A 13006-nucleotide genomic window follows, 5' to 3' on the forward strand; every position below is an offset into this window, starting at 1 on the left:
CTGTTTTTAAGCTGAAAATTATTTTGCAAGGAAAAATGCTAACAAATCTTTTTGTACTTGTGCTGTATTTTCCTGAACAATCCAGTGTCCTGCTCCTGCAATTTTAGATTCGCTTACATTTTCGGCTACTAACTTAGAATGGTCTTTTAAGAAAGCTGCTGCGAAATATTCGCCGCCCATTGCCAGCAAAGGCATTTTAAGTTTCGTTTTCATAAATACAAGATTGTCTTTTCCGTCCTGTGGGAAATTAGCAAACCATTTAAATGATGATTTTGCTCCATCTTTTACAGAATACGCTCTGATAAATTCTGCAGTTTCTTCAGCTGTAAACGGCTCTTTTACGTGTCCAACTACCGGCCAGAAATTCGTTAAGAATTCTTTTTCTTTTCCGCTAACAATATCTCCAGATGCAGGCCATCCAAAGAAACCAAACCACCACGCAGAAGCCGAAACTTGTGACCAAACAGGTTCAACACCTGGAAGTAAAGCATCCATTAAAGCAATTTTCTTTACTTCGCTGCCGTATTGCGCTGCATACGCGTAAGCCACCATAAGTCCGATATCGTGTCCGGCTAAATTGATGTTGTTATAGCCTAATTTTTTCACCAATTCGTGAATATCTTTCGCCATATTTTTTTTGTCGTAGCCTGTTTCTGGTTTATCAGATTCGCCCACACCTCTTAAATCGGGAGCGATTACCGTGAAATGTTTGGATAATTCTGGTAACAAACGATTCCACATATACCAGTTTTGTCCAAATCCGTGAACCAAAACAAGCGGATCTCCTTTTCCTCCAATAACATAATGGATATTCACGCCATTTACCATTGCCGTAGCATGTTTAAAATTAGACGGCGGATTTGCAGGTGCTGTTTCTGCTGCTTCAACAGTTTGAGCCGGTTTTGCTTCTGTTGCAGCATTTTCTTCTGCTTTTTTATTACAGGAAATTAATGTCAATAATAAAAGTCCAAAGGCCATACATTGGACAGCATTTTTAATGTTCAAAAAGGTGTTGTTTACTACATTCGTTTTCATAATTAAAATTTTAATTGGTTACTAATTAATTGGTTATTATAAATTCTATGCCGGCAGTTTTGCAATCCATTCTTGTATGTAAACTGCGATTTCCTGCCAGCCGGGTTGATTTAAAACAAAATGATTTCTTTCAGGAAAAACCTTGAAATGGGTAATCGAATTTTTATTCGTGTATTTTTTGTAGTTGGAATAATTAAGAGATTCAGGAATCGTATGATCACTCGAACCCGCAATTAATAAAAGTGGATTATGCGGAGCATTAAAATCTACTTTTGCGGCCGACGTAATCGTATCTCGCACAATGAGCTTGGATTCCGGAATAACCGATTCACAATACGCTTTATCCTGCCATTCTTCAGGCATTCCGTTAGTAAATGCATACTGCCATTGACTAAAACTCATTAAGAAAGTTTTCTTTGTAGAAGTAAAAAAACCTAACGGACCCCAGCCGGCTTTTAAGAATGAAAACTTAAAAGTCATGATTCCCTGCGGCGGAACAGAATGAATGGCAATTGCAGAAGCTGCAAGATTACGCTGTAATAAAATTTGTGCTATGAGTCCGCCAATAGAGTGACCGATTATAATAGGCTTTTGAGGCAGTTTTTTGGCAATATTCTCATAGTGATCAATTAATTGGGTTAATCGAAGACTGGCAATTTGAGGATCTGGATGACGTTCGCGCAGAACAGCTGCCGGAGCATCTTTATAAGGCCACGCTGGAGCTAATGTTTTAAAACCTTTATTTTCAAAAAAGTCTTTCCATTCGTCCCAGCATTTATTGCTTACAAAGGCGCCTGTAATAAAAAGTATTGTAGTAGGGTTTTCGGTCTGCATAATACATATTTTTATGTTATGCCAAAGTGTAAACTAAAACCGAACCCTTTTACTAATTAACTGATTTACAATAAATTAATTATTTTATTTAAATTTAACACGACCATATTTCGTTGTAAAACGAAAATGAAACGACTGAATATCGTTGTTTAATCATTATAATATATTGTCAGATATTTTAGAAATGACTTCTTTTAATACCTAATTTCTGCATTCTGGAAGCCAATGTTGTAGGCGGCAATCCTAATATCTCAGATGCGCCTCCTGTTCCTCTAATTCTTCCGTTGCATTTTTCTAAAACATTTATAATATGTTCTCTTTCATTCTCTTGAATGGTTTTAAAGTACCATTCATTAGAATTACTATTGTTTTTAGGTTCTTCATAAGCTGGAAGCGGAATATGTTCGATAGTATCTGTTTTTGCTAATAGAATACTTCTTTCGATGAGATTTTCGAGTTCGCGAATATTTCCCGGCCATTGATATGATAAAAGACTTTTTAAAGCGCCCTCTCCTATTTCGGTAACATTTTTTCCCGTTTTAGAACTATAGACAGCAATAAAATGACGGGCAAGTATGCCAATATCTTCTTTACGTTCTCGTAAAGGCGGCATTTGAATTGGAAATACATTCAGTCTGTAATAAAGATCAAGTCTAAAACGGCCGTCGGCAACTTCTTTTTCGAGATTGCAGTTAGTTGCGGCAATAATGCGAACATTTACTTTTATTGACGTGTTTCCTCCTACGCGTTCAATTTCTTTTTCCTGAATGGCTCGTAAAAGTTTTGCCTGCATTTCTAAAGGCATATCTCCGATTTCGTCCAAAAATAAAGTTCCATTATTGGCAAGTTCAAATTTTCCAATTCGTCTTTCTACTGCGCCCGTAAAAGATCCTTTTTCGTGCCCGAATAATTCTGATTCTATAAGACTTGGCGGAAGCGCCGAACAATTAATTTTTACAAACGGTTCATCTTTTCTGTTCGAAAGTTCCTTGATACTGTGGGCAATACTTTCTTTTCCTGTGCCGCTTTCGCCTGTAATCAAAACGGTTGTATCGGCTGGAGCTACTTGTAAAACATGATCAAATATTTTGAGTAAAGCAGGACTTTTACCAACAATGGATTCAAAACCAGCATTTTTTGTACTTTTTCTTGAAGCATTATTTTCAGCGGAAGCTTTTTTCTTGTCCTGTTTTTTATCATGACTGATTAAATTTTCAATCGCAAAGATTAAAGGTTCCTGCAGTCTGTCGCATAGTGTTAAGTGATTTTTATTGTAATTATCTGGATTTCTGCTAAAGAAAGACAAATATAAACCGCCATTTTCGCTGATTGATAACGGAACAGGCAGCATAATATTAGAATGCATATTCATTGATGATGCAATCATTTTTTTTATTGGCGTTTTCTCGCAGATTTTTATAAAATCCTGATCATTATAAAATGTAGCCTCGGTTTCTACTTTACTTTGGTTTCGTAACTCATTAATTTCCGACTCTTTTAAACCAGTTATATTTTGTAATTCTTCAATACCTATGCGCTGATATTCGTGCAGACCTGTTCTGGCATAACCTAAAACCCTGCTGGATAATTTACTTTCCATATAAAATACAGCCATTACAAGATCAAAAGAAATGAGAGATTGTAAGGCAGTAATAATGTTAAGAACCCGATCGTCCCAGGTACCGCTTTTGGTTACAATTGTCTTTAATTGTTTTTGAAACAAAAGCTCTTTTCGAATAGAAGATTCTATTCCGTGCTGTTGATGGTATTCGGCAATTTCAATGGTTACCAATAAATCTTTTTCGCGAAAAGGTTTTACCAAAAACCCGTGAGGATGTGTGAGCTTGGCTTTGCTTAAAACTTCTTCGTTAGAATTGGCCGAAAGATAAATAAATGGAATATCATTTTCTTTCAGCATTTCGGCAAGATCGATACCGGTTTCTTTTCCCGAAAGGAAAATATCCAGTAATACCAATTCTGGTTTTCTTTCGGCGATATAATATTTAGCATCGGGTACAGAACGCGCCATTCCAATAACGGCATGTCCGGCTTTTTTAAGCATCAGCCGTAAATGGTTTGCCTCGACAAACTGATCTTCTACAATAAGTATTTTTAGTGGTTTTGCCATTTTTTTTACATCAATATATTAATGAAGATTGCTTTCGTTAATAGTAAATTCCAAAGTAATTTTGGTTCCGTTTTCACTCGATATTTGAAATTTTCCTTTAATATCATCAGAAAGGCCGTGCATTAATTTTATGCCTAATGAGGGATTATCATAAGGATCAAAATCATCTGGAAGTCCTATTCCGTTGTCCTGAATCGTTAAAACATAGACTTTATTGTCAGTTGTTTTAAGTGAAATATTAATTATTGCGTATTTACGATTTGGAAAAGCATATTTAATTGCATTTGTAACTGCTTCGTTAAAAATGAGTCCAATAGGAATTGAATGTGATAAAGGCAGATTAAAGCTGTCGATATCGAGTACAAACCGTATGGATTTTCGAATTTCAAACGAATCTTTGAGGTATTCTGTTAACTCAAAAATATACGACGGCATGTCAATTATTGACAGATTATCTGACTGATATAATTTCTGATGAATTAAAGACATCGCATGAATTCTGTTCTGACTGCTGTTAATGGCCTGAACTGCTTCTTCATTTTTTAAAAATTCAACCTGACTTGCCAGTAAACCTACAACCATATGCAGATTATTTTTTACCCTATGATGGATTTCTCGTAGAAGCCATTCTTTTTCAACGAGCATATTTTGCAGCGTGACATTCTTTTGATTGATTTCCTCTTGTTGTACTTCTAAAAGTTTGTTGGTTCTTTTTTTAAACGTAAACCTTTTATACAGCAAACCCAGAATTATAAGTAACAATATCAAAAAAGTTATCATCGAATTTCGTAAAAAGGCTGCGGTTTTAAGTTCGTTTTGCTGCAGCAAAGCCTTATTTTTTAGAATAATGATATCCTTGTTTTTCTTTTCTGTTTCATAAAGAATATTGAGTCTGAAGGATACGGGATAAAAGTCTTTTTCTTCAACATTGGCTTCCTTATACAATACCATTGCTTTTTCCAGAGAGTTCATGGCTTTATGAAAATCTTTATGATGAAAATACAATGCCCCTATTTCTCTATGACAGTCGCTTCGTCTTTTATTGTTTCCCGACATTTTAAACAAAGCGGCTGCTTTGCTAATGGGTATAAACTTTTCTTCTAACGGTGCATTACTGCGCATTTTTGCCGACCAGATCATTACCCACGATTCTGCCAGATCATCTATTTGATTGGTATGGGTTAACAATGCAATTGCATTTCTGGCACAGCCTTCGAGCATTACATCATTATTGCTTAACTCATAAAGCATAGACAGCTGAAGATATGTTTTACCTTCATAAATATCAGAATGGAGTGCTTTACTTAGCTTAAGTGCCTGATTAGCGTATTTTATAGCTTTTTGAAATTCTTTTGGTCTAAAATAAAAATTCTCATACCAATCGCTTAATTTTAGTAAAAGCTTTATTTTTTCAATCCCATTTAATGCTGTCAGGGACGTTTCCATTTTTTCTATCTCTGCATCAGTATAAGACTGTTCCTGGGCAGTAATACCAAAAGAATTACCAATTATCAGCAGGATAATGATAAAATATTCTGTGCAGGCAGATGGTTTCATTCTCTAAATACAGGAGTTAAATTTTCATATCAAAGTTATTGATAATTTGAATTTTAACACTAGAGAATTCCATTTTTTACAGCCAACGATATATCGTCGTTTTTTTATTATAATAATATCTGAAAGCTTTCTTATAATTAAATAAAACACACATAAACAATCATTTACAAAAAAAATAAAAATTATTGGCTATATGATAATAAAAAAATAAAACCTCTAAATCTACTGATCCAGAGGTTTTATTATAATTTACAATTTATAAAGTTTATGTTTAATAACTGCTTTTATGTTTTTAATTACATTTCTTTTAAGTTCACTTCTTTTTTCTCGCCATCTTTATCTATGGTTACACGTTTTTCAATATCCGCCTTGTCTGTGTAATACTGTCTCGCTGTGCCATAGTTTGTTGTAGAACCTTGATAACCAAAATAATTATAATAATTGGTATAACCAGATACATACGAATAGTTATAAGAGTTAGAAAAAGCAAAGCTGGCCATAACAATATAAGTTCCCGGCATTAAATCTAAGAACTCAAAATGCCCCTGATCGTCATAAACTTTTGTTTTTTTAACAGAATAACCAAAATCAGGATCTAAAGGAACTTCAGGTATTTTATTCTGTTTACGGATTTTTTTATTAACTGCCGCCCATTCCTCATAATAATCAGAGCTTGGGAAAAGTGTAATTTCTGTACCTCTTGGCGCATATTGCTTTTTAGCAGTATTAACTAAACCTCCTAATCTCTTTCCTGAATCTGCTCTTGCATAAGCAGTTCCTATAACAACACTGTTTCCTTTAGAAATCTGGTCAATAACTTGCTGTTTATAGAATTTGTTTTTAATAGGCTGGTAATCTAATTCTTCATTAACTGTAATTTCCCACATGCCTTTTCCCATAGACATTTCTCGCTGCCATAAACGATGGTCTTTTTTATCTATAATGTAATTATATATAGCGCCGGTCGCTTCTTCAGAAACTGTAACAAGCCATGCTTCATGTTTTCCGGTCTTAGGCGAATTATAAATATAACTTTTTACTTCTTTTATGGTATAATATTCGACATGTACATCTGACTCGCTATTATAGTAAAACTGCGGAAAACGAGCTTTGTAACCTACATCTAACGGCAGTGTTCCAATCACGTGATCGGTAAGGTTCCAGTCGATAAATTCTTCTTTTATATTCAGGTTTACTTTTTTAGTTTTCTTTGTTTTCTTAGAATAGTAAGTTCCTGTAACTGTTGTTTCTCCAAAGTTCAGGCTTATTTTGGTTTCCTTGCCGTCATTATCATAACTAATCGTTTTTAAAGTCTGCGCATTTGCTACAGTAGTACGGGAGCTGGTTCTTGAATTGTCTACTGGTGTATAGGAATTGGTTATACTTAATTGATTATTAACCAATGTAATATCGTAGGTTAATGATCCCTGTTTGTCCCACTTACTATCCTTTACATAATAAACGGTATGCATCGATTTTTCAGGTTTGATATGCTTGGTATTTATATCCTTGCTTCCTGGTGTTATTATCTTTTGAGAAAAGACTGCCAGTGGAAACAATATCATTAAATAAATAAGCTGTTTTATAAAACTTTCTGTTTTATTTTTAAAAAATAGTAATCTCACAAATAAAAAAATGTCTAAACGGTTAACTCTCATTATTGGTTATATTGGATGGATAACAAATTTAATGACGTAAGATAAATAAAACAATACCTGATTTCATGGTTATTTTCTACTTAAAAAATGACTTTATTTTATCTCCAGTAAAACATATTGTCATAATAACATACATAATATATAAGGTATCTGTTTATTTAAATTTATCCGCAAAAATCAAAAAAAACCGGCAAAATACACGATCTGGATTTTTGTGTACGTAAAAACGTACTTTATTACTCCTGTCGCAAATCATTATTAATCAACTTTGTATCAGTCAATTACCAAATTTATATGCGAACAAATTTGATTTAAAAAATCTTCTGTTTTAATATAAAATATGTAATGGGCTGAATACTAACTATTACCTATTTACTAACCTTTAATTTTTTAAAAATGAAAAAATTATTAAAACTAACAAGTTTGTTATTTATTACAGCATTAGTGTTTAATTCTTGTGAAAAGGAACAAGAATTATCTGAAACGGAAGCCATTAACAAAGAGGTGCCGGAAACTGCTGTTAAAAATGAGATCTCAGCTGACCAGGAGATCAAAAATGGTTCTACAGCAAAAGGAAGCACGGGAGCCAGAACAATCACTTTACAAACCAATACATTATCGTGTCCGGGCGGATTATGTACATCGTATGGTGTTTGGTCAACCGGAGTTTACACTGTTTGGTTTACCATGAAATTTAATAATGGATTTTACTGGAGCCGAGGCGGAAAATGCGGATATGGTATTTTAATTGGTGATCAAAATACCGGCGGTGACCCAGGATGGGACGGTAACGGTGGAAGTGCCAGATTTATGTGGTATTGTCCAAATGGATCAAACTCTGCTAAAGGAAGCGGGGCTTATTTACAACCTTATGTGTATTATAGAGATCAACCGGGACAATATGGTAACGATTTTGGGAAAAAATATTATATTCAGGAAGGTGTTACTTACAACTGCCAGATATCTGTTAAGCTAAATACAGGATCTAATACAGATGGATACGTAAAATATTATGTAAATGGTACAGAAATATTGAATCAAAAAATTCGCTGGGTAACTAATGATGCGAAACGAAATGTAAATGCAGTAAGCCTTCACACATTCCGCGGAGGAAGTCAGGAATACTGGAAAGCTCCGGTAACAAGTTCTATTTACTATCCAAGTGCATCTTGGGATGCTTTATAGCAATTTCATTTAGTTTAAAATTATATTTTACTGCCCGTTTCTAAGAAACGGGCTTTTTTTATGAAAAAGATTATATAAAAAAAATGACAATTAATTAACGCAACTATGTTTCATTAATAAAAATTTAAAACTAAATTGCTCTAAATTTAAATGAAGCAAAATGAACAGACGCAGATTTCTTAAAGGCTCAACTTTACTAAGCGGATTGGCAGTTATGAGTCCAACGGTTATTTTTTCAAATGATTTAGAAACCGTAAAAAAGAAAAGCAAAAAAGCTAAAAATATAATATTCCTTGTAAGCGATGGAATGAGCACGGGAACACTGCAAATGGCGAACTTATATTCGCAGAATATCCTAAATAAAAATAGCAGCTGGATGAATCTTTATGCAGAAAATAAAGTTACCAGAGCTTTAATGGATACTGCATCGGCAAGTTCAGCAGTAACTGATTCTGCCGCAGCAAGTTCTTCTTTTGGAGGCGGATATCGGGTTAGAAATGGGGTTTTAAATGTTGGTCCAAATGGAGAAAAATATCTTCCAATATGGCAGAAATTTAAAAATGCCGGAAAAAAAGCCGGCTGTGTTACCACAGTTACTATTACACATGCCACTCCTGCGGGTTTTTGTGTGAATTCTGACAGCAGAAATGCTGAAAATGAAATTGCGGAGATGTACGCAAATTTAGGATTAGATGTTTTGATGGGTGGCGGCGATGATTTTTTTAACGCTGATAAAAGATCAGATAAAAAAGATATCTATAAAATGTATCAGGAGAAAGGTTATCAAATTTTAAAAGATAAATCTGAACTGGAAAATATAAAAAAAGGCACCAAAGCTCTTGGCGTATTTGCTGCAGGAGCACTTCCGTATTCGATTGACAGAACCAATACACCGGAATTACAGCATACACCAACGCTTGCAGAAATGAGTAAAGCGGCAATTGACCAAATGAAAGATCATAAGGAAGGTTTTGTTTTACTTATCGAAGGCGGAAAAGTAGACTGGGCAGCACACGCGAATGATATTGCGGCTTTAATACACGATCAGCTCGCATTTGATGAAGCAGTAAAAACAGCAATAGATTTTGCAGAAAGAGACAAAGAAACTCTTGTTATTATAACAACAGATCATGGTAATGCCAATCCGGGACTTATTTATGGCACAGAAGCAACTAAAAAGTTTAACAGCATTACTGATTATAAATACACCAATGAATATATACTGAATGCGATTCACAGTGATTTCAATTTGCAGCAAATTAAAGACTGGATTTATCAAACTAATAAAATAAGTCTAAGTGATCAGGAAGCTCAGCATTTACTGGATTTTTATTCTGGTTTAGAAAAAATGGAAGACGGATTATACAATTATAAAAAACTGCCTTTTAAAGCTTATTCTGAAATACAAAAAAAACATAATAATATTGGATGGATAAGTATGGATCATTCTGGCGATTATGTAGAATTAGCTGCTTTTGGTCCAGGAAGCGAACTTTTAAAACCTTTTATAAAAAATACAGATATTCATTATTTAATGCTTGACGCTGCAATGGCTGAATAAATAATTATTTTCATACACAATATACCGTAATGTTTACAGTTATTATCCTAAATAAAAGCTGAATGTTAAATTTATTTTGACAAATGTTAAATATCAGTAAAATCAAGGGTTATTGAACCTTTTTACATATATTTGTGAAAGACACTGCCAGAAAAATTAACATCAGATATTTTTTTATTCTGAATGATTACTGAAGATCAAAAACAGCTGTTTTGATAATAGCTTCGTTCTGAGGTGTTTAAAAATTGTATAATACCTAAATAGCCCCCAAGACTATGAAAAAAATTACTCTAATGATTTGTTTACTGCTGACAGCTGCCGGCGTAAATGCACAACAAGAAAAAGGAATTATTGGCTACAACAACTGGCTGGACAACTGGACAGAGTTTAAACCTCACAAAGCCGAATCCAAAGATGCAAATCAAATTTTAGCTGGAAACATTTCGGAAAACACAAAACTGATGAAAAGAAATGTGTACATTCTTCAGGGAAATGTATATGTAACTAATAATGCAGTTTTGACGATTGAACCAGGTACAATGATTATTGGTGATGTTAATACAAAAGGTGCTTTAATCATTACCAAAGGTGCTAAAATAATGGCAGAAGGTCAGGAAACTGATCCTATTGTTTTTACCTCAAACAGCAGTATGAAAAAAGCTGGTGACTGGGGAGGCGTAGTAATTCTTGGCGATGCTCCTATTAACAAATTTGGAAGCGTTGGTTCGTATAATATGGATCTTGATCCTTCTCTTACTGTGTATGGAGGAAATAATGCCGCCGCAAACTCTGGTGTTTTCAAATATGTTAGAATTGAATTCGCTGGTAAAAGAGTAAAAGGAGCTGATACTTTTAACGGATTGACTATTGCTGGTGTTGGAAACAAAACAGTTTTAGAAAACATTATGGTAAGCTACTCTGGAGGTGATTCATTTGCTTTTTATGGCGGTGACGTAAATGCTTCTCAATTAGTTTCATACAAATCAATTAATGACGATTTTAAATTTACTCAAGGTATACAATGTCGTTTATTTAACTCTTTAGCTGTAAGATCTTCTTATTTATCAAGTAATAAAGATGGTTCTAGATGCTTAGAGGTTAAAGCATACGAAAAGAAAAGCGAAACTGACTTTACTAAAAAATCTACATTTGTTTCAGCAACAAATATTACTATGATGAATGACAGCGAAAAAATTAAAGCTGATATTCAGGCTGGTTTAATAAAAGAAGCTGTTTATGTAGCTGAAAATGCATCTTTAGAATTAAAAAGAAGTGTAGTTTCTGGATTTAATCCTGCGGTTTTAATAGACAGTAAAACTGAAATTAATGCAGATAACTTAAAGAAAATCAAATTTGAAGAAATGTTCTTTAATCAATGCAGCGGTAACATTTTTGCAGAAAATAAAAGCGACAACTCTGATTTAGAAAACTGGTATGGCAATAGTATTTTCGCAAATGTTTATTCTCAGGCTGATAACAAAGAAACTTTTGTTGATGTATACAATGCAAGAAAACCTGATTTTAGACTTCAATTAGGAAAAATCACTGCTTCTAGCGGTAAATAATAATATAGCTTTTAAAAGCACTAAAAGGAAACAGAGATTGTCTTTGTTTCCTTTTTTTTATTTAGGGATTTCCATCTTATTTAATCCGGCTGGATTTTGATTATTCTCTAATAAAAAAAGAGCTGTCAAATAAATTCGACAGCTCAATTTCTCAAAAAAAAAGTACTTGTTTTATTCTACCATTTCAAAATCACCCTGATCAACATACTTAAGAACTGCTGTATGGTTACTTCCCACAATCTGTGCAGTATTGTTACCATTTATTAAAGTAACAGGGTTAATCTCAGAAGAGTTAAGAGCAAAAGTCATTGAATACACAACGCCGTTTACAGAATAATCTACTCTAAGCGGTCTATTGATATCAACATGATTGGTTTGAATTTTTATTCCGTATTTTATGTTGGGATTTATACATTCACCTTCTGCTATTTTTGAACCATCTGCATGTACAAAAGAAATGCTCTGAGGATAAATATCTATTGGTTCTTCATGATCTGAACATCCAAAAAACAGAAACATAACGAATCCTAAAATATAGTATTGTTTAATTTTCATTATTTATTGTTTTTGATTTATTATTATTTCTTTACTCACACCGCCTACACTTACACTATATCTGCCCGGCTGTAAATCATTAAAAACGGTCTGCCCGTTCTGAATATTTTGAGTAGTAACTTTAATACCGTCTTTGGTCAAATCTGCTTTTACATCATTTTCATCATATAAAACTTTAATAACACCTCCGGCATAACATACAGCATCTTTTTTATAAAAAACAGCGCTGCCTAATTTTACGGTAACCGTCCATTGTTTTATAACGGACTGATCTTCTGAAAGTACCTGAAATTGTACCGGATTCGTAAAATCAATAGTATTTGATCCCGATATTTTATTAGTTGTTCCTGTGAATAATTTAGCTCCAGGACTTAATTCAAACACAGCATTTAGCGCTGCAACGTTTGTTCCTTTAGGTGCATAAATTGTTATCTGCGAACCTTGAATAGTTTTAGCGGTTTTTAAATCTTTAAAGCTAAAATCTGTAATTTCAGTTTCAGTTCGCAATGCTGGGCTTGCAAAACTATACGACTGGAACAAATCGCCATAGTGTTTGTTGTTTTCAAATAGTTTTGTTTTTTCTACATTTTTAACGGCATTGTTTGCTGCGTCATAAATTTTAAAGCTGACAACTTCGTTATCTGTATTTGAAAACACGGTCAAATAAACCATGTACTTTTTTTCGCTAGACACATAAATCGGGCTGGTAATTCCGCGGCATTCTCCGTTAACAAAAGCCGCAAGTTTATCGTTCGGGCTTGTTAAGTTTTTTCCATCAACATTCAGGAAACCTTCAAACGACATGGTGTATTGAAATTTATTTTCATTTACGGACCAGTCTGGCGATTGGCCAAATACAGTACTGCTTAGTATAAAAAGCAATAGTGTTATATGGATATAATTTCTCATTTTTGAATTGATTATAAAC

Annotated in this window: 10 protein-coding genes; 3 read left to right on the forward strand and 7 right to left on the reverse strand. The window is 33.8% G+C overall.

The window, feature by feature from the left end:
• Positions 1-18: 18 nt before the first annotated feature.
• From ABD859_RS02325 to ABD859_RS02345, 5 genes are all read right to left on the reverse strand, one after another.
• Positions 19-1035, reverse strand: a complete 1017-nt coding sequence (locus tag ABD859_RS02325; protein ID WP_345139698.1) for an alpha/beta fold hydrolase — start codon at positions 1033-1035, stop codon at positions 19-21.
• 45 nt (positions 1036-1080) lie between these two features.
• Complete coding sequence (locus ABD859_RS02330; protein WP_345139701.1) at positions 1081-1869, reverse strand: alpha/beta hydrolase; 789 nt, start codon at positions 1867-1869, stop codon at positions 1081-1083.
• A 178-nt stretch (positions 1870-2047) separates the two neighbouring features.
• The gene (locus ABD859_RS02335) at positions 2048-3997 is read right to left on the reverse strand and encodes a sigma 54-interacting transcriptional regulator (RefSeq protein ID WP_345139703.1); all 1950 of its coding nucleotides are present in this window, start codon (positions 3995-3997) and stop codon (positions 2048-2050) included.
• Between the two features lie 18 nt (positions 3998-4015).
• Positions 4016-5554 carry a sensor histidine kinase gene (locus tag ABD859_RS02340; RefSeq protein WP_345139705.1) on the reverse strand — a complete coding sequence of 513 codons (1539 nt, stop codon included), beginning with the start codon at positions 5552-5554 and terminating at the stop codon, positions 4016-4018.
• A 296-nt stretch (positions 5555-5850) separates the two neighbouring features.
• Positions 5851-7119: a DUF3108 domain-containing protein gene (locus tag ABD859_RS02345; RefSeq protein WP_345139708.1), complete on the reverse strand. Its 1269-nt coding sequence runs from the start codon at positions 7117-7119 to the stop codon at positions 5851-5853.
• 489 nt (positions 7120-7608) lie between these two features.
• Here ABD859_RS02345 and ABD859_RS02350 point away from each other — a divergent pair, with 489 nt between their 5' ends.
• From ABD859_RS02350 to ABD859_RS02360, 3 genes are all read left to right on the forward strand, one after another.
• Complete coding sequence (locus ABD859_RS02350) at positions 7609-8397, forward strand: polysaccharide lyase (RefSeq protein WP_345139710.1); 789 nt, start codon at positions 7609-7611, stop codon at positions 8395-8397.
• Between the two features lie 160 nt (positions 8398-8557).
• Positions 8558-9958, forward strand: a complete 1401-nt coding sequence (locus ABD859_RS02355; protein ID WP_345139713.1) for an alkaline phosphatase — start codon at positions 8558-8560, stop codon at positions 9956-9958.
• A gap of 275 nt (positions 9959-10233) precedes the next feature.
• The gene (locus tag ABD859_RS02360; RefSeq protein ID WP_345139716.1) at positions 10234-11523 is read left to right on the forward strand and encodes a hypothetical protein; all 1290 of its coding nucleotides are present in this window, start codon (positions 10234-10236) and stop codon (positions 11521-11523) included.
• A 171-nt stretch (positions 11524-11694) separates the two neighbouring features.
• On the opposite strand, the gene ABD859_RS02365 is transcribed toward ABD859_RS02360, so the two are convergent.
• Together ABD859_RS02365 and ABD859_RS02370 are read right to left on the reverse strand one after the other, a co-directional pair.
• Positions 11695-12078: a hypothetical protein gene (locus ABD859_RS02365; RefSeq protein ID WP_345139718.1), complete on the reverse strand. Its 384-nt coding sequence runs from the start codon at positions 12076-12078 to the stop codon at positions 11695-11697.
• A 3-nt stretch (positions 12079-12081) separates the two neighbouring features.
• Positions 12082-12987, reverse strand: a complete 906-nt coding sequence (locus ABD859_RS02370; RefSeq protein WP_345139720.1) for a hypothetical protein — start codon at positions 12985-12987, stop codon at positions 12082-12084.
• Positions 12988-13006: the final 19 nt, after the last annotated feature.

Origin of the sequence: Flavobacterium ginsengiterrae (assembly GCF_039539785.1) — a bacterium.
Lineage (GTDB): Bacteria > Bacteroidota > Bacteroidia > Flavobacteriales > Flavobacteriaceae > Flavobacterium > Flavobacterium ginsengiterrae.